This window comes from Halorubrum trueperi (genome assembly GCF_042662525.1).
Classification (GTDB): Archaea; Halobacteriota; Halobacteria; order Halobacteriales; family Haloferacaceae; genus Halorubrum; species Halorubrum trueperi.
Genome location: NZ_JBHSXI010000011.1, coordinates 101024 through 127909 on the forward strand (window position 1 = coordinate 101024; position 26886 = coordinate 127909).

The window sequence follows — 26886 nt, forward strand, 5'->3', positions numbered from 1 at the left end:
GCGACCGGTCCCCGGACCCGGAGGCGTGACCGACCGCGTCACCGGTCCCGATCACGACGTGGGCGGCGAGATTCGGTACAGTTCGAGTTCACCGTTGTCTTGAATCCGATCGACGGCCGGCGACGTTTCGACGGTCCGGTATCCCTCCCGCGTGTACCGGACCTCCTGGTACAGATCCACTTCGATGCGCTCGTACCCCTCCAACAGTACCAGGTAGCGGTCGGAGTCGTAGTGCGTCGTCAGCGATTCGGAGAACACCTCACCGGGAATCGCGTCGCGATAGCCGGAGAAGTCGGGGTCGTTTTGTGCGGTGTGGCTCCCGTAATGGGCGTCGGCGTATCGACCCGATCCCGAGCGGAATCCGAGCAGCGGCGTCTCCTCGTCGTGGAACACGAAGACCGTCTCGAAGCCGTCCAGCTCCCCGCCCGTCACCTGCTGGCTCGATTTGTACACGTACGGCGACTGGTGGACCGCGACGGCCTGCAGCGCGAGAAATCCGACGAGCACGACGACCAGCGCGACCCGGAGGTGCGTCCGAGTCACTCCGAGTCCGGACCGACGTGCGCGAGCCTCCAACCGGTCGACGACGCCGACGAGCGCGAGGGTACCGACGAGCGTCACCGGGACCATGATCGTTCCGAGAAACCGGAAGTAGTGATCGCCCTGATCGGCCGCGAAGATGACGAGCGCGCCGAGCGTCGGGGGGGCGAGTCCGACCGCGAGAGCGCTCACGACGGCGTCCCGATCGTCCGACGTCGAGCGAGCGACGCGGATCGAACTCGCCAGAAACAGGCCGGCCGCGAGCAGACAGAACGCCAGCGTGACGGCGAACAGCTTCGCGAACAACTCCTCGAAGCTCCCGCCGAGCAGCCCGAGCGTGCTCCCGCGCGCAGCCGTCTCGCTCAGGGGCTCGTGAGTCTGAAGCAGGAGGCTCTCGATGACGTACGCGACCCGGTCCCGCGCGCGGTCGTACCGCGCAACCCAGATCGCGAGAACGACGCCGAGGAGGATCGTGTGCACGGACAGCGAGCGCCCCGACGCGAGCTCTCCGGTCGGGCGGTATCGACGAGCGATCGTCCCGACGACCGCCATCGCCGCCAGCATCGAGAGCAGCGTCATCGCCTCCTGCGGATGAATGACGATCAGCCCGAGGCAGCCGAGCGCGAACGCCGACCCGAACGGATCGAACAACGGGAACGCGGTGCCGTCGGTCCGCTGGTACCGAATCAAGAGGAACAGAAGGACCGGAAGGAAGAGGATGGCCTGACTCGACGGGTGGGCCAAGGCGTGGACGCTCACCTTGTTGATCGGAACGAAACAGAGCGCGGCCATGGTGCCGATCCCGCGGGCGGACGCCGAGTTGGAGAGGGCGCTCACGAAACGCGTGGACCCCAGAACGAAGACGAGTGGGAAAAAGAAAAGCGGGAAAAGCAACAGCGCGTGCGTGAGTTCGATTCCGGATACCGCCGACAGCGAGGCGGACGCGGTGTGAATCCCCGGATACAACACCGCGTCCGGGTCGATGACGCCTGCTCGCATCTCCCGCGCCCACCCGAGGTGCGTCAGCGAGTCGCCGCCGCCGTAGTAGCGATACGACCGGAGCAGCGGGAGTGCGACTATCGACAGAACCGATAGCGTCCCGAGCAGCGAGGCGGCGTCGAGTTCCCGACGCGATCCGCGTCCGAACGCGGCGATCGCGACGGCGATCGTTCCGCCGACGGCGACGCCCACCCAGTAGCCGATCGGCGTCGACCGGTAGACGTCGATTTCGTACCCGTGGCCCGGCTGCCCGTGCGCGAACGCGACGCCGACCCCGAGCGCGAGGAACCCGGCGGTGAGTGCGGCCCTCCGCGCGGTGCCTGGGGGCGTCCGATCGCCCCCGCACGTCGTCTCCGATCGGTCCCTCACCGATCCCACCGCCGGAGCCGCCGTTCCGCTCGGGCACCGATTTCCTGTCCCAAGCGGTATCCCCGTTTCAGCAGATCGACGGCGGGACCGCTCCGTTCGAGCGAGTAATAGGACGCGAGAGCCGGGTTGAATTTGGCCTTGTACCCGCACAGCCGCGGGTCGTTCGCGCCGACGAGATCGTACCGTTCGATCCCCCGTTCTCGTGCGTCCTTGATGGCGGCCCAGTCGAGGAGGTCGTTGACCGGGAGGTCGTGCTCGTGATCGCCGACCCCCTGCCAAGCTACCATCGTCGTGTCGTTCTCCAGCGTTATCTGTCCGCCGAGGAACTCGCCGTCGGCCCGGCACACGGAGACGCGCACGTCGCCGTCCGGCAGCGCCTCGTACAGGTCCTCGGCGAACGCCGCGGGGAGCGGATACGACACGTCCTGAGCGTCGTGGCGAGCGCGAAGGCGTTCGACGATGCGCTCGATGTCACCGAAGTACCCCGCCGTCAGTTCGTAGTCCTCGTCGTCCGCCCCGCGGACGTTCTCCCGGAGATCGCCGCTGAACGAGGCGAACAGGTCATCGACCGATCGGGTCAGATCGACCACGTACGTGTACCGCGGGACCGGTCGGTAGCCGTTCCACACGAGCGGGCGCGGGTCGTCGTCGCTCGGAGCGGTCCGAACGTGGACGTACCGGGGGGAGACGCGATCGGCCAAGCGGTCGGTCACCGCGTCGAGAAACGCCGCGCGGAGCCGTTCCGACGGGGTATTCGACGCGGGTTCGTCGGGAAGATACGCCGGTCCGAGGTAGCTCACCTTCAGGTCGGGGGGCGGCGAGAACGCCACCGTCACCGGGCCGTAACGCCGAGAGAACACCGGGAACAGACCGATCGGACCGTACCGGGACCGGCCGACGAGGGGGTGCAGTTCGGCCGACGAGTGAGTCGCCATGGCTCTGAGCGCTTCGAATCTGTGGAACGGCGTCGCCGTCGAGGACGCGTCGACCAGCTCGTTCCAGCGGTCCGAGTCGGTGACGGCCTCGATCTCGATTCGGTCGGACGAGTCGGTGGGAGCGGTGTGGGTCACGGAAGGTGAGATGTCGGTCGAGAAAGGCGGGGTGTCGGTCATGGACCGTCACCGCACCCGCAGGTACAGGTTCGCAACGGCGTCCATCAGACGGCCGCTCCGTTGCAGTCGGTAGTGCGTCGCCACGTCCGGCGCGAACTTCGATTTGTATCCGCAGAGCCGCCGGTTGTTGGCACCGACGAGGTCGTAGGTCTCCAGCCCGCGGTCGATCGCGTCGCGGATGACGTGCCAATCGAGGAGGTCCCCCGCGGGGACCGGCGCGTCGAAGTCGGCCACGCTCTGCCACCGATAGGCGGTGTCGTCGTCGGAGAGAACGATGGTGCCGCCGGCGAACACGCCGTCGACCCTGCAGATCTTCGCGGTCACGGCCTCCGGGATCGCGCGCGAGAGGTCCCTGGCGAAAGCCGGTGTCACGCCGTACGAAATTCCCTGTTCCTCGTGTCTCCGGCGGGCGTTCACCACGACCTGCTCCATGCCGGGGCGGCCGCCGTCGACGATCTCGAACGCATCGTCGTCGGTTTTTCGGAGGTTCGAACGCAGGTCGCTGCTCGTTTCAGCGAGCAGCGAATCCTGCCCCGGCGTGAGGTCGACGTGGTAGGTGAACCGCGGGGTCGGCTCGAATCCGTTCCAGACGAACGGTCGGGGATCGTCGTATCCGACGCCGGCGCGAACGGTGACGAACGACGGGGCGATCTCGTCGTCGACGACCGACAGCGCGGACTCCACGAAGCGTCGGTGTCGCCGCTCGCGTTTCCGTCGCTTCATCGCCGGATCGGCGAACGTCGCCGGACCGAGGGACGGAACCTTCAGGTTCGGCGGCGGAGAGAAGGCGACGCTCACCGGTCCGACGCTCCGCTCGAAGACGGGGAACAGCCCGGCAGGCTCCTCGCCGACGTACCCCACGAGCGGGTGGAGATCGGTGTCGCTGTGGGCCGCGATGACGTCGAGCGCGGCGCGACGGTGGAACGGGGTCGTCTCGTCCGCGCGAGCGACGAGCGCGTCCCACGCGCCCGCGTCGTCGAGCCGCTCTACCTCGACGCTCATTCCAAGTACCCGAGGTTCGAGAGGCGGTCGGTTACCTCGGCTCCGACGCGGTCCGCGTCGTCGCCTCCCCCCGCGTACGGCGGGTACGCGGTCGGGTCGGTCTCCTCGATCACCGGAAGCGCCGACCCGTCCATGCGATCGCTGACCGGCGCGCCGAGCAGCGACAGCACGGACGGTGCCACGTCGAGCGCGTGAGCACCGTGTGTCTCGCTCGCCGGTATGCCCGGCCCCGACACAGCGACGAGGCCGTGGAGCTTGTGGGTCCACGGCTCGCGGGGCTCGCCGAACGCGTCGTCGAGCACCGACGCCGAGAGGAAGACGTCGAACTCCTTGGGAACCGTGATGATGTCGGGCGCGTCGTCGACGTAGGGGCCGGAGAATGCGTCCTCCCGGGGGATGACGGCGTCGAAGACGGGGTCACCGTCCGGCGCTCGGAGGTCCGTCAACGCCGCGATCAACTCCGACCGAACGCGGTCGTACGCCTCGGGCTCGACGACGCCGGCGGGCTCGCGGCCTGAGAGGTTGATCCGAACGCCGAGCTCGATCCGGTCGCGCACGTAGGCCTGCGACCGACCGAAGTCGACGTGCTCGGACCCGGCTCTGACGAGGTCGCCCGGGACGAGCCGTAACACCGCGTCGTCGAGCCCGACGACCGCGAGAGCGGCACCGATCCGCTGGCTCGTGAGGCCGACGCGAGCGGCCGCGGAGAGGGCGCGAGCCGCCACCGACGACGACTCCGCGCGGGCGTCGCTCTCGTCGCCCATGCCGTCGGACGGGGCTCGGCGGGGACGCTCGCCGTTTCGAAGTGTCTCCGTGGCGAGCCGCGACCAGGACGGCTTCTCGGCGTCCGCCGCCGTCTCGGCGTACCCGCGATCGCGGAGGAACGCGTTCGCGCGGAATTCGGTGCGCTCGCAGGGGCCGATCCCGTGATCGCTCACGAGCACGACGTTCGTCGGGTCGTGGTCTTCGAGGATGCGAGCGATCTCGTCGTCGATCGCGGCGTAGACCCGCGACGTCGCGTCGTCGTCCGCCGGGAACTCGTGGAACACGGTGTCGCTCTGCTGAAACTGGAGGAACCCGAAATCGGGGTCCTCCCGCGAGAGCAGGTATCGGAAGGCGTCGCCGCGCATGTGGATCAGCTCCTCGTACCCGTCGACCCGCTCGTCGCGTGTCGCACCCTCCGTCAGCTGGGTGTTATACAACCGATACTCACCGATCGACTCGCGAACCTCGTCGAGGAGACCGTCCGGGTGGCACGTGGGGCTCTCCGCCGCGGTGAACCCGGGAATGAGCGCCCCGTCGAACGCGGCCGGCGGCTCCGTCACGGGGACGTTCACGACGACGCTTCGGTAGCCCTCGCGGGAGAGGAGTTCCCAGATCGCGTGTTCGCGAACGTCGGTGGCGTCGACGATCTTCCAGTCGTATCCCTCGAACCGGAGGAACCCGTATACGCCGTGTTTTCCGGGGTTGACGCCGGTGTAGATGGACGGCCACGCGCTCGGCGTCCACGGCGGGAGTTGCGCCTCCAAGTCCCCGCTCGTTCCGCCGGCGACGAGGGCGTCGACGGTCGGCGTGGTTCCGTCCGGGAGTCGAGAGAGCACATCGCGGCTCATGGCGTCGATCCCGACGACGAGCGTGTCGAGACCGGACGTCGAGGTGGCAGTCATACGCCGGGTATTTCCCGATTCCGGCTTTGTTATGGTCGGCCTGTCCGACGTCGATCCGGTCACGCAGGTCACGTTCGGGCACTCGGCTCGACGCGGGATTCGACGCGCCGGCTCACCTCGCGCATCGTTCGGACCTCAAGTCCGGCCAAGTCCCGGCAGTGGGCCACGTGAGCCAGCACCGTCCGGAGCCGCTCGACGTCCTCGTCGGCGATCAGGTCGTTCGGACGGAGCCAGACGTGGAACACCCCGTCCTCCTCGGTGACGGCGTCGATGCCGCGACGGACCGCGGCGACGGCCGGATCGCCGACCACGCGCTCGCAGATCCGCCGTGCGGGACCGTCGAGCTCGAACAGGTGGAGAGACGCCGGGACGTTCACGAGACCGAACTCGTCGATCGTCGGCTCGACGATCGGCGGGGGGCCGACGGTCGCGTCGCCGAGCCGACGCAACAGCGACGGCGCGAATCGCTCGCGATCCGGCGCGGGGCCGCGGTAGCAGGTGAACCCCCACTCCGCGAGCACGTCTCGGTGTCCGACGCTGTCGTTCGGGAACGCGACCGACGTCATCGCGGCCGAAACGGGAGACGAAGCCGCCGCCTCCAGCGCCGCGACGAGTTCGGCTCGGGCGATCTCGGTCGTCGTCGAATCGTCCCCGAAATCGACGTGCGTGAACGAGTGGCAGCCGATCTCGTGATCGGCGTTCGCGTCGTCGATCGCGCGGATGAGGTCGGGGGCGAACCGGAGGTCCGGTCGGTCGGCCCACTCGTCTCGTTCCCGCGCGAACCACTCGTCGCCCGCGGGGTGGGTCGCGTGGACGCGGTCGCACGCGGGTAAAAAGAGGTGGCCGACGACGGCCCACGTCGCCGGCACGTTGTACGTGTCGAGCAGATCGAGCAGCGTCGCCCAGCCGGCCCGTCCGGATTCCAGCCGGTCTGACGGCGGCGATGCGTCGTCGTAACGGCCCCAGCCGAGCTCCGCGTCGATCGACAGGACGAACGTTCCCACGCTCAGATCCCCTCGGGACGGTGGTCTGCCGGGCAGTTGGTCCGCGGGAGCACGCGCATGTACACCGTGCCGATGTTTCGGTGCTTTGTTATGAGGAGCCACGCCACCGGGTATGCCGAGGCACGTCGTCAGGCTCGCCGCGAACGGCGGGCGCGTCCGCCGATCCGATGCGAGGGGCCCGATCCGTCGAGCCGAGGTCCTGAGACTCGGAGCCGACCTATCGCCCGATTCCGACGAACGGGGCGAGCCGGAAAGCGTCGCATAACAAAGCCGTCACCGCGGATCCTCCCGGACACGACTCGCCGCTCGGCGAGCGATACCCAATGTACGGAACGATCCCCGACACCGACACAGAGGAACCGCAGACGGTCCGGATCCGTCGCGAGCGCATCCCGTCGCGTCCGGGTGATCGCCCGTGAGCGACTCGCACGTTGACACAGAGATCGGAGCGGACGCGCCCCCCGACGCCGAGGGCAGAGCGGACGCGCCCCCCGACGCGGGTGCCGGAGTCGTCTCGAAATCCGAACTAGTACTCGGCGAGCGCTGTCTGATCGACGACGGCGTCAGGCTCCGCGCCGGCGAGCCGAGCGCGGAACCGACCCGAATCGGTAACCGGGCTCGAATCCGGTCCGGAACCGTCGTGTACGCCGGCGTCGAGGTCGGGGACGACCTGACGACCGGTCACGACGCCGTGATTCGCGAGGGGTCCGTCATCGGCGACGACGTCGTCATCGGGACGAAGACGGTGATCGACGGCGATACCGTCGTCGGAGACCGGACGAGCCTCCAGACGGGCGTGTACGTCCCCACCGGGACGACGATACGGAACGACGCGTTCGTCGGTCCGAACGCGGTGTTGACGAACGACCCCTACCCGGTTCGAACCGACGCGCCGCTCGACGGGCCAACGATCGAATCCCACGCCTCGATCGGTGCGAACGCGACGCTCCTCCCCGGCGTCACGGTCGGAAAGGGGGCGTTCGTCGCCGCCGGCGCGATCGTCACCGACGACGTTCCGCCGGCGACGCTCGCCGTCGGAGCGCCCGCGGTCATTCGCCCGCTGTCCGAGCCGCTGAGCGGCCCGAACGATCTGCCGTGACGCACCCGCGAGACACTTCCATGGAACGAACACCCGACTCATCGACGACCGACTCGACCGGCAGCCCGGCTTCCGAGACCGCCCCGACCACTCCGTCCGAAGGGCGCGACGAGGCAGGCGTCGACCGCCTGTACGACGCGTCCGCCGATACGGCGGATCAGCGGCGGGCCCTCGTGGGCGGCGACGTACCGGTCGCCGTCTACGGGCTCGGGAAGATGGGGCTCCCCGTCGCGTCCGTGCTCGCGTCGGTCACCGGAAACGTCGTCGGGGCGGACGTGGACCCCGATGTTGTCGAGTCCGTGAACGCGGGGGAGTCGCACGTGCGCGGCGAGCCCGGGCTCGACGGGCTGGTCGCCGACCGCGTCGACGACGGATCCCTCCGCGCGGTGAGCGACCCCGAGGTCGCGGCCGACGAGGCGTCGATCCACGTCGTCATCGTCCCGACGCTACTCACCGAGGAGAACGAGGGAGACCTGTCGATCGTCGACGCCGTCGTCGACGCGATCGCGACCGGTATCGACCCGGGCGACGCCGTGTTCGTCGAGTCGACGGTCCCGCCTGGCACGTGCGCCGACCGCATCGCCCCGCGGCTCGCCGAGCGGAGCGGCCTCGATCGAGCGGCGTTCGGGGTCGCGTTCTGTCCCGAGCGGACCGCCAGCGGACGGGCGCTGCGCGACATCACGGAGTCGTACCCGAAGATCGTCGGCGGCGTCGACGCGGAGAGCACTCGCGTCGCCGATCTCGTGTACGGCGAGGTGACGGACAACGACGTGATACCCGTGCGCGACGCGACGACCGCCGAGGCGACGAAGGTGTTCGGCGGCGTCTACCGCGACGTCAACATCGCGCTCGCGAACGAGTTCGCCCGGTACGCCGACTCGATGGGGATCGACGTCCGGGAGGCGATAGCCGCCTCGAACACCCAACCGTACAGCCACGTCCTCTCGCCCGGGCCCGGCGTCGGCGGGCACTGCATTCCCGTCTACCCGCACTTCCTGCTCTCGGAGTTCGCGGTGGAGAGCCCGCTCGTTCGGATCTCCCGCCTGGTCAACGACGGGATGCCGACTCACGCCGTCGATCGACTCCGCTCGATCCTTCGGACGGAGGCGGACGTCTCGACCGTGAACGGCCCAGCGGCGGACGCCTCGGCGGCGGGCGAGGGGACGACGGATCGCGATCCGGCCGGGACCGGATCGAGTGAGTCGAGCGCGAGCGGACTCGACGGCGTTCGGGTGCTGGTGCTCGGCGTCACGTATCGCCCGGGCGTGAACGAACTGCGAAACAGCCCGTCGTACGAGCTGATCGAGGAGCTGTCCCGCGGCGGGGCGACGGTCGATGTCTGCGACCCGCTCGTCGGCGACCTGACCGGGTTCGCCGCGACTCCGGTGTCGATGGCGGAAGCCGCGGGATCCGCGTACGACGCCGTCGTCGCCGTGACGCCTCACGAGGAGTTCTCCGCGTTCGACTGGGACGCGCTGGAGCCGACGGTCGTGCTGGACTGTCACGACGCCGTCGACCTCGACGGGACCGATCACCGCGAGTACACCCTCGGAAGGGCGATCGCGCTCGACGGAGAGGGCCCGCCCGCGGGGTCGCCCGACATGGACCGATGAGTCGGATCCACTTCGACGTGACGCACCCGGCGCACGTCCACCTGTTCCGGCACGCGATCCGCGAGCTCGCGGACGACGGCCACCGCGTCGTCGTGAGTTCCAGGGACAAGGAGCTCACGACGGACCTCCTCGACGCGTTCGACGTCCCGCACACCGTCCTGTCGGCGATGGGCGACCGCAAGGCCGCGCTGGTCTCTGAGTGGGCTCTCCGGGGCGTCAGGACGCTCCGGTACGACCGGCGGTTCGACCCGGACGTCGTCGTGAGCCGGCTGAGTCCGACGGCGGTCGCGAGCGCGACCCTCACCGGTGCCGGGAGCGTCGCGTTCCACGACCACGAGGGGACGAACCGGCTGGCCGGAGCGCTCGCGCCGTTCCTTGACCGGCTGTGCACGCCCGCGTCGTTCGAGGCAGACTTCGGCGCTCCCCACCGACGCCACCCGGGCGTTCAGGAACTCGCGTACCTCCATCCCGATCGGTTCGAGCCCGATCGCGATCGGCTCCGAGAACACGGCGTCGACCCCGATTCCCCCTACTTCGTGTTGCGGTTCGTCTCGATGGGCGCGCATCACGACGTGGGGCTGACGGGGATCGGTCCCGCGGCGCGGCGGCGGCTCGTCGAGACCCTCGCCGGGCGGGGACCGGTGTACGTCTCCGACGAGGCCGCCGGCGAGGCGGACCCTCCCGCCGAGGCGGTTCCGGTCCCGCCCGCGCTGATGCACGACCTGCTCTCCGAGGCGGCGCTCTTCGTCACCGACTCGAACACGATGGCGACGGAGGCCGGGCTCCTCGGTACTCCTGTCGTCCGCTCGGGCGCGTACGCGGCCACCGACGAGTTCAGCAACTTCGCGGTGCTCGGGGCGGCCGGGCTCGTCGAGTCGGTCGCGGACGAGTCGGCCGCCGTCGATCGCGCCGCGGAGCTGGCCGCCGACCCGGATTCCGGAGAGCGGTGGCGACGCCGGCGAGACGCATACGTTCGCGGCGCAGTAGACGTCACGGACCACATCGTCGAGACCGTACTCGAGGTCGCGGATGAGTAACTTCGGCGAACCGCAGACGGTCGACGAGCGAGAGGTCGCCGTCCGGCGGCGAGAGGTGATCCCCGACGACGCATCGTTCGCACTGTGTCTCACGCACGACGTTGACCGCCCCTTTAAGACGTATCAGGCACCGTACTACGCCCTTCGGGACCGCGACCTCTCGCAGATCGGGGACCTCCTCCCCGGTCGGAACCCGTACTGGTCGTTCGATCTGATTCGGTCGATAGAATCCGATCTCGGCGTCCGATCGGCGTTCTACTTCCTCGACGAGGAGTCGCTGTTCACGGATCGGCCCCGATACGAGCTGCTCAATCCGACGGCCTGGTCGCGGTATGCCGGGCGGTACGACGTCACCGACCCGCGGATCGCCGAAGTGATCCGCGACCTCGACGACGGGGGATGGGAGATCGGGCTCCACGGATCGTACAACTCCTACCGCGACGAAGCCGCGCTCAGAGCGCAGAAGCGACAGTTGGAGTCGGTTCTCGGCCGGCCGGTGTGCGGCGTTCGACAGCACCACCTCAACCTCTCCATCCCGGAGACGTGGGAGCATCACGCCGCGGTTGGGTTGGCGTACGACGCGTCTCTCGGCTCCTCGACCGCGTACGGGTTCCAGCACGGCTACGGCCTCCGCCGCCCGTTCGACGACGCGTTCGTCGTCTTCCCGCTGACCGCGATGGAGCTCTCCCTCCCGATCGACACGGAGCCCGAGCGGGCGTGGGACGCGTGCGAGGAACTCCTCGCGGAAGCGCACGAGAACGCCGCCGTGATGACCGTCCTGTGGCATCCTCGTTTCTTCTGTGCCGACACGCCGGAGCACGCGCCGATATATCGGCGGCTGATCGAACGCGCCCAAGAGATGGGCGCGTGGGTCGGGCCGCCGAGAGACCTGTACGAGCGGCTGGACCATCCGACGGGCGAATGCGCGGATCGATGTCGATGTTCGAACGGCGCGATCTCGCCGGAGTGACTCTCCTCAAAGCAGCCCGGCTCGACGCCGCGGCCGACGGCGATCCCACGCACCGGAGCGCACGCCGGCGAGGTCGGGGTGCGTCCGGAGTCGTTCCGGAAGGAGCGCGATCCGCGACGGATCGGCCGCGACGCTGTCGCGGACGCGCTGCCAGCCCTCGTGGCGGACCATTATCCAGACCGGAACGGCGTCCAGGTCGAGGAGCTTGGCGATAGCCAGGCGGTTTCGGCCGTCCATGAACAACAGTTCTCCGCCCCGCCCCACACAGACGGCGATCTCGTCCGTGACGGTTCGCACGGCGTTCCCGTCCGAGTCCGGCGAGTCGGTCGCCGACAGCTCCGCCTGCGATCGGTAGCCGTTCGTCGCGATCGCGTCGTACAGGGACTCCACGAACGCGCACCGGCGCTCGAACTCCGCTTCGGTGGTGCAGCCCCAGAGCGGGGTCCCGCCCTCGATGTACTCCACGGACGTCCGATAGAACGCCGTCTCCCGCCACGGAACACGCCGCTCGAATCGGGCCTCGAACCCCCGGTACAGTTCGGTGTCCTCGAACCGGTGGTCGAGCGCGTCCCAGTCGCCGCCGTCGACGCCGCCCGCGTGTTTGAACTTCGGCGGCGGAAAGACGCTTTCGCGTCGGATCTGGTTGGGGTACCCGTCCGACTCGACGAGGAACCGAATCCGGTCGGGGTCGACTTCGACGACGGTGAACGGATCGACCGCGGCCCGGTGGTTCCCGCGGACGGTCGTCGCCAGCGCGCGACACGCGCCGTACGCCAGCATGTACCGGGTCCAAGCCAGAAGCACCGGCGTTCGGAGCGCTGGGTACCGCTCGACCGTCGCCGCACCGAGGCGTCTGACCGCGATCTCGGCCCGCGAAAGCCCCGCTCGAAGCGCCGAGAGGGGATCCGCCGCGTGTCCATCCATGATGTGCGTTCCGACCGCCACGACGGTATTTAGTATGCAGCAGGTATCGACGGGGCGGCATCGACCGACCACGGCCCGACGCCCCATCAGACGGTGGAAACCGATTCTCCTCCCCGAGGCGGGAGCACCGACCGACCCTCCGCCCCGGGTCCGTAGTACCGAGACGAGACCGCCGGCGACGAAGTGATGAGTAAAGGGAGGGGATCGGGTGGGGAAATCGGAGGGGTTGGCGTGTCCTCAGCAGGGAGCACCGCTCCGGTAGGACGGTTTTAACGAGGGGTAGAAGGCTTCTAACAGTAGTTATTAGTGTTCTACCCTGTAGAAGGAACTGACTACGGTTCGGTATGGTGGTACTACTCCGCGCGACGAACGACGGTCAGTTTTCGGCGAGCGAAGAGATGTGATATACGCAAACGACAACGAAACGAATGCGGAGCCAGCAAAATGGTTTTAATCCACGCGTAAATCGGGATCGACTCGAAGCAACCCGTCGATAGCTACAGCATGGTAACGTCATCCTACTCGTGTATGGCAGACCGCCATACTGACGACGAGCCGAGTACCGAACTACGAACCGACGGTGGCGAGCGGAAAGGTGAGCCTACCGACGATCTCGCGGGGGTCGGCCGCCGATCCTTCATGAAGCTCGCCGGAGCCGGAGCCGCCGTCGCCGCGACGGGCGCGGTCGGTGCGGCGAGTGCGCTCGAGAGCGTCGACGCAGACACCGTCGTCGACCTCGGCGAGGAGGGGTTGTCCGACGGCGACCGCATCGATCCCTACCTCGACGAGCACTTCAACGACGGTGTCGAGGTTCACGTGCCGGCCGGCGAGTACGGCTGGGGCGGCGGCGGCTTCAGCGGGGACGTCCAGAATGCCGCGGTCATCGGACAGGGCGAGGTCATCCTCAACACCGTTGAGGGACAGTACCGGAACGTGATCGTCGCGACGGGAGGTACCGTGGCGGTCAAGAACTTCACCGTCCGGGGGAAAGTCGAGGCGTCCCGGGTCCGGATCGAGGCCGAGGAGGGCGCTCGCGTCGTTGTCGACAACTGGAACTTCCCGGACGGGGCCGAGGCGGGAACGAGCGGACGGGCATTCTACTGCCCGGGCGACCACGCCGGCGAGGCCGTCATCCGGAACTGCTACATCAGGGGGTTCGACGACAACGGCATCTACGCCAGCTCGCCCGGCAGGGACGCCGGCGGGCGCGTCGTCGTCGAGAACTGCTTCGTACACAACAACAACATCGCGGGAATCCGCATCGGCGGGCGCGAGAGCGTCGTCCGCAACTGCGTCGTGCTCAACGACGGCCCCGCTCCGGTCGCCGAGTCCGGTCACCGGAACCAGCGCGGGATCCGCATCGCGAACTACGAGCACTCCGTGGATATGCTCATCGAGAACGTCGACGTCATCCACTCGAGCGAGGAGCTCGGCGGCGGCGGCCCGATCCGGTGGTCGAACGATTCCCCGCTGAGCACCGGCCACATGCAGGGCGTGCGAGTCCACAACGCGAACTCGAACGTCGCCGCCATCGGCGAGAAGCGAGAGCGCGCAGAGGGGTGGACCGGCGACGACATCACCGTCAGCGGCGACGGCGACCTCGACGTTCCCGACTGGTTCACAAACGTCAGCACCGGCGACGAGATCACCCCGTCGGACCCGACCGAGGACGGCGATAGCACCCCGAGCGACGGGAGCGACGGCAGCGACGACGGCGACACCGACGCCGGCGATGGCGATGGTTCCGACGGCGACGACGCCGACGGCGACGACGCCGACGACGGCGGATCGACGGACGACGGCGGATCGACGGATGACGGCGAATCGAGCGGATCCGGTGACGCGAGCGACGGCAGCGAGACCGAGCTCGTGCTGGTGTCCACCGACTCCGGTGGCCTCGAGTACACGTTCACCGCGACGGGGCCCATCACTCCGCTGTACGACCGCGACTCGTACCGCGCGAACCGCTCCGCGCCCGGCGACGAGGCCGAGGAGAACGACGACGGCACGTGGACCGCAACCGGAGCCACCGCCGGCGGGAGCGCCGAGAGCGGCGACTCCTTCCTGTTCGAAGGCGGTCTCACGGAGTTCTCCGCCACGGGGGACGTCGACGCGCTCACCGTGTACGCCGACGGCGACGAGATCGGCGTCGACGAGTTGACCGAGGAGTACGGCGTCAGCGACGAGGACAACGACGCCGACGGAGACGACGACACCGCTGACGAGGGGTCCACGGACGAGGACGGCGAGGACGGCGGAGACGGGGACGACGGCAGCGACGAGGGTGACCGCGCCCTCTCGAACCACGTCATCGTCGACGGGACCCGGGTCGAATCCATCGCGAGCTACACGATCGAAGTGTCCGGCGACATCGAGCCCGACGAATCGATCAGCTCGGAGGGCAACTCCCGGTGGGACGAAGCGGACGACATCATCGAGGACGGGACCGTAACCGGCGTCGTCGCCAAGGGGGTGGACGGCTTCCGGTACTCCGGAGAGATAACATCGTTCAGCGTCGACGGCGTCGTCGACGTCGCCGTCGACAGCGCCGAGTTGTGAACATGAGCCCGATGTCGATGGACGACTGGGAACGGGTCACGCCGGATCCGGATCCGATCGCCGACCTCGGCTACGCGGTCGGCGAGTGGACCGTCTCCGAGACGGACCGGTTCGGCCACCGTCACCGCGTGTTCGTCTCGAATCACGACGACGACCACGACCGCGAGGCGTTCATCATCGCGGACGAGACGGGCGTCATCGATCCCGTCTCCAACCGGTGAGCGGCCGTCGAGACTGATTCGGATCGGTTTCGACGGACCGCACGACGCACGACGCGCCGCTCGACGAGGCCAACGCGACGAACAATTCGGTGCGACGAACGATGCGACGAACAAGCAAGTGCGACGAACGCCTCGGCGCGACGAATGATGCGACGAACGCATCAGGTCGAGCGGTCGCCGGCGCGTTCACTCGGCTATTTATCGGCGACGTCGCGATACACGTCGAGCAGCTGATCGGTCATCCGAGTCGTACTGACCTCGTACGCTCGCTCCCGTCCGTCCGATCGACGGCGGGTTTCGAGCGCCTCGACGAGCCCCGCGGCGAGCGTCGCGTCGTCGTCGCTCGCGACCGAGAGCGAGACGCCGTCGAGGCGCTCCGAGACGTCCCCGACCGCCGTCGAGACGACGGGGAGATTACACGCCATCGCCTCCTTCACGGAGTTCGGCGATCCCTCGCGCACGGAGGTCAAAAGCAAGACGTCGGCGGCGTTCATGTACGTCGGCATCGACGAGTGAGGGACGCCGGTGACCGTGTGGATCTCGACGGGGGCGTCGACCTGGCGGCTGGCCGCTTCGACGATCCGCTCGGCGCGGGGGTAGTCCTTGACCGTCCGCTCTTTCGGGTACGGAAACAGCACGTGCCGACGGTCGGGCGACCACCCGAGCAGGTCGAGCGCCGCCTCCCGGTCGGCGGGCGTGAACCGCTCGAGGTCGACGCCGTGCGGGATGACGTGGCAGTCAGTACCGTACCGGACCGCCATCTCCTCGGACATCACGATCACCGCGTCACACCGGCGCGAGAACCGCTCGGTGATAGGACCGTAACGGCCCATCAGATCGGTTCCCCACAGCGAGACGACCGTCGGCAGCCCCTGCTGGAGGACGGCGGCCGGAGCGGTGAGTCCGCTGTTGGCGTGCAACAGGTCGTAGTCGCCCATCGAGTGACGGAGAGTCGGCGGCAATAATCGGAGGTAGTCGACGACGGACCGCCGTCCGTCCCCCTCCTCGAACGGCGTCGGAAGTGCGACCGTCGTCTGTTCGACCCCGCGCTTCTCCAGCACCTCGACCTGTTGGTTGAAGAACCGGGAGTCCGCGTTGGTGACGAGGTTGAGAACGCGCATCAGTCCGCTCCGTCGCCCGGCCGGCGACTGACCGGCCGCTTCCGCGTGTCGGCGTTCCTGAGCATCGGTACCCTGTCTGACCGCTCACCCACCGTTTGTTATGCCCCCCATACGCTTTGACAGCGCCGTCTCACGCGAAGTAGCCCCGTATTTCGTCCGGGTTAACCAGCCCGGACGCCACCGACAGCGCCGCCCAGATCGCGACCCCGAGGGCGACGACCGCGACGAGTGACGGAATACCCGACACGAGCGGCAGCGACGCCGCCACACCGGCCCCCATGAGCGCCGAGAGGACCGTGACGTGAGCGGCGGACCGGGCGACGCGGTCGAACGAGACCGGGAGTTCTCGGGAGATGATGACCACGTTCGCCCCGACGTACACGGCGTGGGTTATCACCGTCGCGATCGCGGCACCGACGACGCCGAACGCCGGGATGAAGAGGAGATTCAAGCCGAGGTTCGTGACCGCCATCGCCGTCTTGACGATCGCTCGCTCGCGTGCGCGACCGAGGAAGTCGAGCGCGTCGCTCGTGATCCGCGAGATCGCGTTGAGGAGCACGTACAGCGAGAAGGCCTGCACGACCGGGACGGCACCACCGTAGTCGACGCCGAACACCTGTCGGACGAGCGGTCCGGCGACCAGGAAGAGGCCGACGGCCGCAGGGACGTACAGGATCACGATCGCTTCGAAGGAGCGCTCGTAAATACGCGCGGCGCGCGATCGCTGGTTCCCCGCGCTCTGCTCGCCGACGGTCGGCGAGATGGTGGCCCCGAGCGACGTCGCCGGCGTGACCGCGACCTGCGACACCTGTTTTCCGACGGTGTAGTACGCGACGGCGAGCGGACCGATCAGCATGCCGACGAGGATCGTGTCCACGCGCTTGTTGAGGACCGACGCTCCGCGCGTCGCGGTCAAGGGAACGCTGTACTCCAGCAGGCGGCGAACGAGGCCGTCTGCGCGGGGGACCGTCGGGTCGTAGGTCCGGTAGAACCGCCGGTATAACATCGTGCCACCGACCGCGGTGGCCACCGCGAAGCCGAGCACGTAGCCGAGGAACGCGCCGACCGCGCCGAGGCCGAGCCCCACGAGCGCGACCACGAGCACGAAGCGGGCCACCGCCGAGACCGCGGCGACGAGTGCGCTCAGATCGACGCGGTTGAGCCCCTGGAACACGCTGCCGACGAGCGTTCGGAGCGACTCGAAGATGACGTACCCGGCTCCGAGCGCGAGGATCGGCGCGAGCCCGGGCTCGTTGAGCGCCGCCGCGATGCGCCCGCTGCCGGCCGAGAGGCCGATACCGACGATCGCGGAGAGCACGAGGAGGTACGACAGCGCAGACCGGATCACGTGCCGCACCTGATCGCGGTCAACCTCCCCGTACTCGGTCACGTACCGGCCCGCAGACGAGGGAATTCCGAGCGCACCGAAGACGGCGATGCCGCCGACGACCGACAGCGCGTAAAACAACAGCCCGTACTCCGCCGGGGTCAACAGGAACCTCGCGAGCACGACGATGAGCAGCGAGTTTGCGAGCGTGTCGAGCAGATTTGCGCCGAGCGACGCGCTGACGCCGCGCGAGATGCGGTCGGCTATCGACATGAGAAGACGACAGTTCGGCGAAGTGGGCTGGCGGGGATCACGTCCGATTCGGTTCCATCTGTCCGGGAGAGCGGCTTTGTAAAGCGGCACCTTCGGGCGGAATCGGTCGATTCGCGGACGCGGAGCGGCGCGGTAGGGCCGGAGTAACAAACGGGTGCGGATCCGGAGCCACGGGTACGAATGAAGCTTCGTCAGCTCTCCCTCGACGAGTGGTCGGACGCGCTCCCGGAGACGGGTATCGAGGGGTTCCACGAACCCGAGGTGCTGTCCGTCCTCGACGAGCACTCCGCGAGCGATCTCCGCCTCGTCGGCGGCTTCAAGGGAGACAGAGCCGTCGGGCTCGTGCCGCTTTTCGTCCGGTCGATCCCGATCGGGACCCTCGTCACGTCGCCGCCGCCCGGGATGGGCGTGCCGCGGCTGGGACCGGTCGTGATGCCCGCGAGCCCCAAGCGTCGCAAGCGCGAGAAGGTGGCTCGAACGTTCGCGGACCTCGTCGTCGAGGAGTTCGGACTCGACGACTACGATACGCTCTGTACGATGAACTGCGGGACGGAGTTCGCCGACCCCCGTCCGTACGTCTGGCGGAATCTCTCGCTCGACACCCGGTTCACGTACCGGCTCGATTTGGAATCCGCCAGCCCCGACGAGCTGTTGGCGGGGGCCAGCAAGAGCCTCCGGCGGGAGATCCGCGACGCCGGAGAGCTCGACGTGACCGTGACGCGCGAAGGGGTCGACGCCGCGCGGCGCGTGTTCGAACAGACCCGCGGACGATACGAAGAGCAGGATCGCTCGTTCCCCCTCGAGTGGCCGTACGTTCGGGACCTCTACGAGGCGTTCGGCGAGATGGCCCGCGTGTACGTGGCTCGGACCGGTTCGGGCGAGTACCTCACCGGAGTAACGGTGTTCTACTCGCCGGACGCGGCGTACTTCTGGCAGGGAGGCGGGCGAACGGTCCACGACGGCGTCGCCGTCAACAGCCTGATCCATTGGCAGATCGTCGAGGACATCGCCGACGATCCCCCCCGCGACACCGTCACTGCGTACGACCTCTACGGCGCGAACACCGAACGGCTCTGCCGGTACAAGAGCAAGTTCGGTGCCGACCTCGTCCCCTACTACACTCTTGGGACAGGCGGCTATCGAATGCTGTTCGCGGAGCGGCTCTATGCGCTGATAACGTGAGGACCGCGTCGACGACGCGTAAATGGGCGCACAAAGTGGATGCGACCGCGTCGACGGCGACAAAAACGGATGTGATCGCGTAGCCGGCGCGTAACAATGTCCCGTCGGGGCGGCCACCAACCGTATGTACGAACGGATTCAGCCGGCGCTGGCGAAGAACGGCGATCGGCACTGGACAGGCGCACAACTCGTCGAATCCCATCGGATAGGCGACCAGTCGTGACCCCGACAGACGAACGGTCCGACGCGATCCGGGCGGGAGAGTCACTCGGAGGCGACGTCGAACTCCGGGGACGGACGGTGCTCGTGACCGGGGGAGCCGGGTTCATCGGAAGTCACCTCTCCGCCCGATTGGCCGTGGACAATGACGTGCGCGTCCTCGACGACTTCTCGACCGGCGATCGAGACGCGGTCCCCGAGACGGCGACTGTCATCGAGGGCGACGTCTCGGACCCGGCGGTCGTGGAGCGCGCGATGACTGGCGTCGATACGGTCTTTCACCTCGCCGCGGTCGTCAGCGTTGAAGAATCCGTCTCGGAGCCGACTCGATCCCATCGAGTGAACGTGGACGGGACGCTCGCCGTGCTGGAGGCCGCCCGCGACGCCGCCGCTCGCGTCGTCCTCGCGTCCAGTGCCGCGGTGTACGGGAACCCGAGTTCGCTTCCCGTGACGGTCGACGAGCCGATGACGCCGCGATCGCCGTACGGGGCCGACAAGGTCGCCGCCGACACGTACGCCCGGGCCTACGAGGCGTCCTACGGGGTTCCGATCGTGGCCCTTCGGTACTTCAACGCGTACGGTCCCGGTCAGCGCGGTCCGTACAGTGGGGTCGTCGAGGCGTTCCTGGAACGCGCGGAGGCGGGACAGCCGCTCGTCATCCACGGCGACGGCGAGCAGACACGCGATTTCGTTCACGTCAGCGACGTCGTGCGCGCGAACCTCGCGGCCGCGACGACCGAGCACACTGGGACGTCGTACAACGTCGGCACCGGCGAGAGCGCGAGCGTGAGCGAGCTGGCCGACATCGTGGCCGACGCGTTCGGAAGCGATGCCGGGATCAGACACGAGCCCGCCCGCCCGGGGGACGTGCGCCACAGCCGAGCCGCGACCGAGCGGGCGCGGACGGAACTGGGGTTCGAGGCGCGAGTCTCGCTTCGTCAGGGGATCACCGACCTGATCGGCCGGCGGGAAAGCGAGGGCCGCGGGGGGACGGTGGCGGAGTCCGCCGTCGCGGGCGGGGGATCGACGAACGGAGAGGATGCGTGACCCGCACGCGATCGACCGTCCGCGGTTCCGGCTTCGGTGGCTGATCGACCGTTCCACGGACGCCGGGGGGCTGCCGGAGTGGTTCACCGATCCGAGGTGGATTCCACCCGGCCAGGGGCGGCTGTACGCCCGCGCGAAGCAGGGACTGTACGCGGCGCTGTGTGCGGAGGACGAAACCGGAACGGTGCTGCTCCCGGCGTACGTCCCGGGCGGCGTCGCGTGGGCGGTGCTCGCGGCCGGCTTCGACGTCCGATACTATCCGGTGAGTTCTGACCTCTCGCTACCGCTCGGCGCGGTCCGCGATCGGATCGAGGACGTCGATCCCGCCGCGGTCGTGTTCGTCCACTACCTCGGGTTCGTCGACGAGGCGTTCGAGGAGCTGGCGTCTGCCGCCCGCTCGCGGAACGCGATCGTGATAGAGGACTGCGCGCGCGCCGCGTTCAGCCGCGACCGGGCGGGCCGGCCGCTCGGATCGATCGGCGACCTCGCGCTGTTCTGCCTGCACAAGACGCTCCCGGTGCCGAACGGCGGACTGATCGTTTCGCGTCGCGCTCACCTGCCGCCGCCCGGGAGGCGGCAGGCGGAGTGGAAAACGCTCCCGGACGCCGCGGCCGTCCGAGCCGCGCGATTTGCGAGGATATCGTTGAGTCCGGAGCCGGAAATAGAGCATCCAGAGCGCGTCACGCTCTCTACTGTCGCCCCCGAGTCACCGAACGCCTCCCCAGGGAGGCTCACCGAGCGAGGGCTGGCGCGGTGCCGTCCCGGCGACGTGCAGTCGACTCGGCTCCGCCGGTACCGCTCGCTGCGCTCCTCGCTCGGTGACGATCCCGTCCTCGACGTGGTCACCCCCGCGGCACACGACATGGCGTCGCCGTACGGCGTGGCAGCGCTGCTACCGGACGCCGCGACCAAGCTCCGCTACCTCCGAGCGCTCCGCCGGCGCGGGCTCCCCTGCGAGGCGTTCACCTGGCCGCCGGTACACCGAGTCGCAGAACAGCGGTCGTTCGAGGGAGCAGAGGCTCTCCGGGAGCGGTTGCTCGTCTTTCCGACGCACCAGCGGCTCACCGAAGCGGACGTCGAACGGATCGCCTCCGCGATCGCGGCCGAATCCGCCGATCGTTGAGTGCCCCCGTCCCGAAAGTCGGATGGGTTCCTCGTTTCGCTACCGAAAAATCCGTGCAGACGGAGAGATCCGTTCTCGTCCGGACGGGCGGATCGAGCGGTGGCTCGGTTAGTCTTCGCTCGGGGGTGTCTCGTTGCCGCCCGGAGGTGTCTCGGTTTCGTTGCCGCCCGGAGGCGTCTCGGTTTCGTTACCGCCCGGAGGCGTCTCGGTTTCGTCCGGAGGCGTCTCGGTCTCGTTACCATCCGGAGGCGTCTCTTCTTCCTCTTCTTCGTCCTCCGGGATTTCCTCTTCTTCCTCTTGGTCTTCCTCCTCTTCCTCCTCTTCGTCCTCCTCCTCTTCTTCTTCGTCGAGCGGACCGACGATGAAGTCGTCGACGGCGTCGGCCACTTCCCCTTGCGACATCGCAGGGTCGAACGCCTCCGGGAACGGCGATTCGCCGGTGAGGCGGTTGAACACCGCGGCGTGGCGTGCCTCGACGCTGTGGATGGAGACGGCAGCACTCACGAGATCCGGACTCTCGATGTACGGTGCCGCGCCCGCGTAGGCGGCGACGCCGGCGTTCTCGAACACGGCCGCGAGTTCGAGCACGTCCGCCACGGACTCGATACCGAAGTCGTACTCCATCGCCGGAGACGGCTCGCCGCCGAGGAGTTCGACGACTTGCGTGAGGACGTCCACGTGGTCCGACTCGTGTTCGCTCACGGTCGCCACGTACTCGTACGCCTCGACCCGGATCTCCTCCTCGAACTCCTCGAGCGCGTCCGATTCAACGAAGTCGTCCTCGTCGAACTCATCGAGCGCTTCGCTATAGAACGCGTCTTCCAAGTTCTCCAGCGTGAGCGCGTAGTTCAGCACGTCCACGTCGGTTCCCGGTTCGTCCGCGAACGCGGCCGTCGACGAGTCCTCCCCGTCCATCGGTTCGTCTTCGTCCTGTGCGACCGCCGTGCCGCCGCCGAGCGCGAGCAGCGCGCCGCCCGCCGCCGCCGAGCGCATCAAGAAGCTCCGCCGCGACCCCTCGGCCTCGGAGAGCTGCGTTCGTACCGATTCGGCTATCCGCTCCGCGCGTCCGTACGTCGTGTCCGTGTCTGTCATGGTTGTGATCGCCGGGTCAGTCGTGCGGTGAGCGCCGTTCGCCGACCGCCGGGTCCCCGACCGGAAGGACCCTCGCGAGCCCGTCGTATTGTTATTGATTATCACTCAATTTCGGAGAAACTATCCGCTCGGCTTACCCTCGACGCCGATACGGTCAGATCGAATTACCGGGAACGCCCCGAACGGTTCATCGCCGTAACTTCGCCTTTCGTCGCCGTAACACCGCCTTTCGTCGCCGTAACACCGCCTTTCGTCGCACCACTCGTCGAAAATATGCTCGATATGATTCCATTGTCGTCGACAAACGAAGCGGAAATTCTCCTCCTGGCAGCAACGTACCTCGATGATCACGATATCACTCCGTTTGACGCACTCCACGCTGCGCACGCACACAACATGGAGGCGAGATCATCGGCACCGATCTTGCGTATGGCGGGCTTTCCGATGTCGAACGCCGTCCTCCCGATCCCAACTGAGTCACTCCCACCTCCGGACCGAGCGCGACAATTTCGATCTTTCGGCTGTTCACACGTTCCATACCGTTGTTAACACTATCCTACCGACTAAATTGGAGCGAAAAGCGTGTGAGGGATTTAATACGTTCCTGTTGTTTGGGAGAAGTGTTACGATGACGATCACAGTTGGATCGGCCGCACGGGACAACTCGTTCGGCGAGCCGGGGTCCCCGTGCGACGCGGTCGAGGTGGTCGTTAAAAGCGAGCTGCGAGGACAGGCAGCCGCTCCTTCACGATCAGTGGTTCGGGCGGGATCCGCGACCGCGAATGGCCGGCGAGAGTTGGTCGGGGTAGTGCAGGCACAGAATCGCCTCTCGAAGGAATCAGAAACGAATATTGTCCGTAGTTACCATGAGTGCTATCAAACAGAGCCAAGAAGTCACACAGACGAACAACGTCGAAACACAATCGGGTACCGAGGGAGCCGCGGACGACAGCCGAACGACGCCTGAGCTCTCGCTCGACGTCGTGTTCAACGTCCTCCGGAACCGGCGACGGCGTCTCGTGATGGAGGCGATCGAGGACCGGGGGGGGTTCCACCACGCTCAGCGACCTGTCCGAACACATCGGCGGTATCGAGAACGACAAGCCGCCGACCGCACTCAACTCTCAGGAGCGAAAGCGCGTGTACGTCGGCCTCTACCAGTGTCATCTTCCCAAGATGCACGACGCCGGAGCCGTGGAGTTCGACAAGAACCGTGGCACCGTCGAGCGCGGACCGATGGCCGACACCTACCACACGTATCTCGAACGGCCGGCGGACGACGGCCGGTCGTGGCCGCAATACTACGGCGGGCTCGCCGGGATGTCCGGCGTCTCGATCGTCCTCACAGCGACGCTGTTCAGCGGCCCCGTCCCGATCGTCGCGCTGGTGAGCCTCGTTGCGCTCGCCGGGCTCGCGGCGTACCACTGGTCGACGGCGGTCGAGCGGTAGGTCACGGTCGGCGGGCGGACGCGGTCAGCAGCCCCGACCGGCGACGTTCTACAGGCGGAGCAGGCCGAGCGCTTCGGGATCAAGCCCCGAGGCGGTTCACGCAAGTCGCGACCACGAGCGGTGTGAATCGTCATCGGCGATCCGGCGGCCGCACACTCCAGCGAGCCGGCTCCGTTGAAACTCTCTTCTGATACAACCGGGCGTTGAACGGGATTCCTCGGTCGATTTCGGGAGTATGGATCTCATTGTGTTGGGTTGTTCATTTATAAGTGGAAGAGTAGTGTTGTTGTCGGCTGTTTATATATCGCTGCTGGCGCGGTGAACACTTACAAAGCCCCAGCCGCGACGAGCTCGCGCGGCTTGCTGCGCTCCTCGCTCAGTCGTTAACACTCCTTCGCTGCGGTGTCGCCGGCGCTGCGCGCCGGCTTCAAGAAGGACCTTTGGTCCCTCCCTGCTTACTGCGCCGGGCTTCGTCCTCGCGGCGTCCCTCGCGGGCTCTTTGCGCTCGCTTTTAAGCGAGCGCTCAGAGGCGCGCCACCACCTCGGTTATTTATAAGCAGTCGTCGCTGCCGCGCGTATTCATTTAAATACCATGTCGCCGACGGCGGTCTGCGATCCCTACTCCCGGAATCGCTCACCGCGATTTCTGTATTAGCGAAACCGGGGCCCGATATGGCTCTCGGTGAGGATTTCGACGGAGCCCGGCGAGTCTCATTCCGTCCGCGTCAAGCGGTTGTGTCCGTATAACAAAGCACCGGACCTTCGGATCTCGCTCCGTCGTTCCGGCGTTTCGGAACGGAGAAACCCAACTCATGATTCGACAGACGAACCCAGACGACACGCGAACGGCCGGCGGCGACGGGACAGCAAACCGAGATCGGAGGCCCTGACATGTGCGGAATCATCGCCCGCGTCGGGGAGGACGACGCGCTCGGGGAGATCCTCGCGGGGCTTCGCACCCTCGAGTACCGCGGCTACGACTCCGCCGGCGTCGCGGTGCGGAGCGACGACGGGCTCGGCGTGTGCAAGCGCGAGGGAGAGACCGACGCGCTCGACGCCGCGCTCGTCGGACGAGACCTGTCCGGGTCGGTCGGGATCGGGCACACCCGGTGGAGCACCCACGGCCCCCCGTCGGACGCTAACGCGCACCCGCACACGGACGCCGACGAGCGCGTCGCCGTCGTCCACAACGGGATCATCCGCAACTACGAATCGCTCCGGCGCGAACTGCGCGAGGAGGGCTACCGATTCACCAGCGAGACCGACACGGAGGTGGTGCCGCACCTCGTCGCCCGCGAACTCGACGCGGGCACCGACGCGGAGACGGCGTTCCGGTCGGCCGTCGATCAACTGGAGGGGAGCTACGCGCTCGCGATGGTCGTCGCCGACGAGGACGCCGTCTACGCGACTCGTCACGGCTCGCCGCTCGTTCTCGGGATCGGCGACGACGCCCGCTACCTCGCCAGCGACGTCCCCGCGTTCGTGGAGTTCACGGACAGGGTCGTCTACCTCGAAGACGACGACGTGGTTATCCTCGACGACGACGGCCACCGGATCGCGACGATCGACGGCGGGCCGGTCGAGCGCGAGACCGAAACGGTCGGCTGGACGGCGGGGGACGCACGGAAGGGCGTGTACAGTCACTTCATGCGCAAGGAGATAGACGAGCAACCGACCTCACTCCGACAGACGATCGAGGGTCGCATCGGTGACGAGGCCGCGCTCGACGCGTTCCCGCCGGGGGCCCTCGCGGACGTGGAGACCGTCGTCTTCGTCGCGTGCGGGACGTCGTATCACGCCGCGATGTACGGGAGCGTGTTGCTCCGGCGGCGGGGGATATTCGCGACGGCGATGCGCGCGAACGAATTCGCGCACGACCCGACGCCCCTCTCCGATCGGACCCTGGTGGTGGCGGTCACGCAGAGCGGCGAGACGGCCGACACGCTGGCGTCTCTTCGCGTCGCGAACGCGTCGCCGGCGCGCACGCTCGCCGTCACGAACGTGATCGGGTCGTCGGCCGCGAGAGAGGCCGACGACGCGGTGTTCATCCGGGCCGGCCCGGAGATCGGCGTCGCCGCGACCAAGACATTCTCCTCGCAGGTGGCGACGCTGTCGTTGTTCGCGAATCGGTTGGAGTGCGACGGGGCGGGGATCGGAACCGCTCTCGGCCGCGAGGAGATCGGTGACCGCGACACGGCCGTCGGGCTCGACGCGTCCGCCGACCGCGACACGGCCGCCAACTCCGACAGATCCGCCGACAGCGACGCCGCAGAGGGGACGATCGCGGCACGGCGAGCCACCGACGGCGGGACGGTTTCGGACGCAATGCGTGCGCTGCCGGATGACGTCGCAACCGTCGTCGCTGACGACGGTGCCGCACGGCTCGCCGAGCGGTACACAGACGCCGACTCCTACTTCTTCATCGGTCGAGGCGTCGGCTACCCGGTCGCGCTCGAAGGGGCGTTGAAGTTCAAGGAGATCACGTACGAACACGCGGAGGGGTTCGCAGCCGGCGAGTTGAAGCACGGTCCGCTGGCGCTCGTGACGCCGTCGACGGTCGTCGTCGCGGTGTTCACGGGACGCGACGACGAGCGGACGCTCCACAACGTCCGCGAGGCGCAGAGCCGCGGCGCGCCGATCGTCGGCGTCGGCCCGGAGTCCGCGACGGAGGTCCGCGACGCGGTCGACCAGTACCTGTCGTTCCCGGACACGGACCCGGAGCTCGCCGGGATCCTCGCGAACGTCCACCTACAACTCCTCGCGTACCACGCCGCGGAGATCCGCGACCGCGCGATCGACAAGCCGCGAAACCTCGCGAAGAGCGTTACCGTGGAGTAGCGGTCTTCGATCGAACGGCCGAGCGTCGACGATTTTGCCCGAGTTTGCGTTCATTCAGGCGGTGCCCCGGCCTACGAGGCGGAGATATTCCGGCCCGTC

At 67.9% G+C, this 26886-nt stretch carries 19 protein-coding genes and 1 pseudogene; 11 read left to right on the forward strand and 9 right to left on the reverse strand.

Annotated features, from left to right (window positions below; translation table 11 throughout):
• Window positions 1-51: 51 nt before the first annotated feature.
• The 5 genes from ACFQEY_RS10385 to ACFQEY_RS10405 all read right to left on the reverse strand — a co-directional run bounded on the left by ACFQEY_RS10385 (window position 52) and on the right by ACFQEY_RS10405 (window position 6693).
• The gene (locus ACFQEY_RS10385) at window positions 52-1908 is read right to left on the reverse strand and encodes a hypothetical protein (RefSeq protein ID WP_379768206.1); all 1857 of its coding nucleotides are present in this window, start codon (window positions 1906-1908) and stop codon (window positions 52-54) included.
• Window positions 1905-3020, reverse strand: a complete 1116-nt coding sequence (locus ACFQEY_RS10390; protein ID WP_379768208.1) for a GNAT family N-acetyltransferase — start codon at window positions 3018-3020, stop codon at window positions 1905-1907. Before ACFQEY_RS10390 ends, ACFQEY_RS10385 begins: the two co-directional genes overlap by 4 nt.
• A gap of 6 nt (window positions 3021-3026) precedes the next feature.
• Entirely contained in the window at window positions 3027-4022 is a 996-nt protein-coding gene (locus ACFQEY_RS10395) for a GNAT family N-acetyltransferase (RefSeq protein WP_379768210.1), read from the reverse strand.
• Window positions 4019-5689 (reverse strand): alkaline phosphatase family protein, encoded by a 1671-nt coding sequence (locus tag ACFQEY_RS10400; RefSeq protein ID WP_379768212.1) that lies wholly within the window; start codon window positions 5687-5689, stop codon window positions 4019-4021. Before ACFQEY_RS10400 ends, ACFQEY_RS10395 begins: the two co-directional genes overlap by 4 nt.
• A gap of 68 nt (window positions 5690-5757) precedes the next feature.
• On the reverse strand, window positions 5758-6693 hold the full coding sequence (locus tag ACFQEY_RS10405; RefSeq protein WP_379768214.1) for a polysaccharide deacetylase family protein: 936 nt from the start codon (window positions 6691-6693) through the stop codon (window positions 5758-5760).
• Between the two features lie 547 nt (window positions 6694-7240).
• Here ACFQEY_RS10405 and ACFQEY_RS10410 point away from each other — a divergent pair.
• The 4 genes from ACFQEY_RS10410 to ACFQEY_RS10425 are packed head-to-tail and all read left to right on the forward strand — an operon-like array spanning window position 7241 to window position 11412.
• Complete coding sequence (locus ACFQEY_RS10410) at window positions 7241-7792, forward strand: acyltransferase (protein ID WP_379768272.1); 552 nt, start codon at window positions 7241-7243, stop codon at window positions 7790-7792.
• A gap of 20 nt (window positions 7793-7812) precedes the next feature.
• Complete coding sequence (locus tag ACFQEY_RS10415; protein WP_379768216.1) at window positions 7813-9405, forward strand: nucleotide sugar dehydrogenase; 1593 nt, start codon at window positions 7813-7815, stop codon at window positions 9403-9405.
• Window positions 9402-10442 carry a hypothetical protein gene (locus ACFQEY_RS10420; RefSeq protein WP_379768218.1) on the forward strand — a complete coding sequence of 347 codons (1041 nt, stop codon included), beginning with the start codon at window positions 9402-9404 and terminating at the stop codon, window positions 10440-10442. Before ACFQEY_RS10415 ends, ACFQEY_RS10420 begins: the two co-directional genes overlap by 4 nt.
• Window positions 10435-11412, forward strand: coding sequence for a polysaccharide deacetylase family protein (locus ACFQEY_RS10425; RefSeq protein ID WP_379768220.1), 978 nt, complete (start codon window positions 10435-10437; stop codon window positions 11410-11412). The genes ACFQEY_RS10420 and ACFQEY_RS10425 overlap by 8 nt, the downstream gene beginning before the upstream one ends.
• Before the next feature lie 6 nt (window positions 11413-11418).
• On the opposite strand, the gene ACFQEY_RS10430 is transcribed toward ACFQEY_RS10425, so the two are convergent.
• Window positions 11419-12336 carry a hypothetical protein gene (locus ACFQEY_RS10430; RefSeq protein ID WP_379768222.1) on the reverse strand — a complete coding sequence of 306 codons (918 nt, stop codon included), beginning with the start codon at window positions 12334-12336 and terminating at the stop codon, window positions 11419-11421.
• A gap of 528 nt (window positions 12337-12864) precedes the next feature.
• On the opposite strand from ACFQEY_RS10430, the gene ACFQEY_RS10435 reads away from it, so the two are divergent.
• Together ACFQEY_RS10435 and ACFQEY_RS10440 are read left to right on the forward strand one after the other, a co-directional pair.
• Complete coding sequence (locus ACFQEY_RS10435; protein ID WP_379768224.1) at window positions 12865-14895, forward strand: right-handed parallel beta-helix repeat-containing protein; 2031 nt, start codon at window positions 12865-12867, stop codon at window positions 14893-14895.
• Window positions 14896-14897: 2 nt separating this feature from the next.
• The gene (locus ACFQEY_RS10440; RefSeq protein ID WP_379768226.1) at window positions 14898-15116 is read left to right on the forward strand and encodes a hypothetical protein; all 219 of its coding nucleotides are present in this window, start codon (window positions 14898-14900) and stop codon (window positions 15114-15116) included.
• A 194-nt stretch (window positions 15117-15310) separates the two neighbouring features.
• Here ACFQEY_RS10440 and ACFQEY_RS10445 read toward each other — a convergent pair whose 3' ends face one another.
• Together ACFQEY_RS10445 and ACFQEY_RS10450 are read right to left on the reverse strand one after the other, a co-directional pair.
• Window positions 15311-16237 (reverse strand): glycosyltransferase, encoded by a 927-nt coding sequence (locus ACFQEY_RS10445; protein ID WP_379768228.1) that lies wholly within the window; start codon window positions 16235-16237, stop codon window positions 15311-15313.
• A 130-nt stretch (window positions 16238-16367) separates the two neighbouring features.
• Window positions 16368-17837, reverse strand: a complete 1470-nt coding sequence (locus ACFQEY_RS10450) for an oligosaccharide flippase family protein (RefSeq protein ID WP_379768230.1) — start codon at window positions 17835-17837, stop codon at window positions 16368-16370.
• Window positions 17838-18017: 180 nt separating this feature from the next.
• On the opposite strand from ACFQEY_RS10450, the gene ACFQEY_RS10455 reads away from it, so the two are divergent.
• The 3 genes from ACFQEY_RS10455 to ACFQEY_RS10465 all read left to right on the forward strand — a co-directional run bounded on the left by ACFQEY_RS10455 (window position 18018) and on the right by ACFQEY_RS10465 (window position 21408).
• Window positions 18018-19019, forward strand: coding sequence for a GNAT family N-acetyltransferase (locus tag ACFQEY_RS10455; RefSeq protein ID WP_379768232.1), 1002 nt, complete (start codon window positions 18018-18020; stop codon window positions 19017-19019).
• Window positions 19020-19238: 219 nt separating this feature from the next.
• On the forward strand, window positions 19239-20285 hold the full coding sequence (locus ACFQEY_RS10460; protein WP_379768234.1) for an NAD-dependent epimerase/dehydratase family protein: 1047 nt from the start codon (window positions 19239-19241) through the stop codon (window positions 20283-20285).
• Window positions 20278-21408 (forward strand): DegT/DnrJ/EryC1/StrS family aminotransferase, encoded by a 1131-nt coding sequence (locus ACFQEY_RS10465; RefSeq protein ID WP_379768236.1) that lies wholly within the window; start codon window positions 20278-20280, stop codon window positions 21406-21408. The genes ACFQEY_RS10460 and ACFQEY_RS10465 overlap by 8 nt, the downstream gene beginning before the upstream one ends.
• Before the next feature lie 108 nt (window positions 21409-21516).
• Here ACFQEY_RS10465 and ACFQEY_RS10470 read toward each other — a convergent pair whose 3' ends face one another.
• Entirely contained in the window at window positions 21517-22500 is a 984-nt protein-coding gene (locus ACFQEY_RS10470) for a ferritin-like domain-containing protein (protein ID WP_379768238.1), read from the reverse strand.
• Window positions 22501-23562: 1062 nt separating this feature from the next.
• Between ACFQEY_RS10470 and ACFQEY_RS10475 the strand changes: the two are divergent.
• Together ACFQEY_RS10475 and glmS are read left to right on the forward strand one after the other, a co-directional pair.
• A pseudogene (locus tag ACFQEY_RS10475) lies at window positions 23563-23949 on the forward strand (DUF7344 domain-containing protein); the annotation flags it as partial.
• Between the two features lie 891 nt (window positions 23950-24840).
• A complete protein-coding gene (glmS, locus tag ACFQEY_RS10480; protein WP_379768242.1) occupies window positions 24841-26787 on the forward strand; it encodes a glutamine--fructose-6-phosphate transaminase (isomerizing) in 1947 nt (648 codons plus the stop codon).
• Window positions 26788-26886 lie beyond the last annotated feature (99 nt).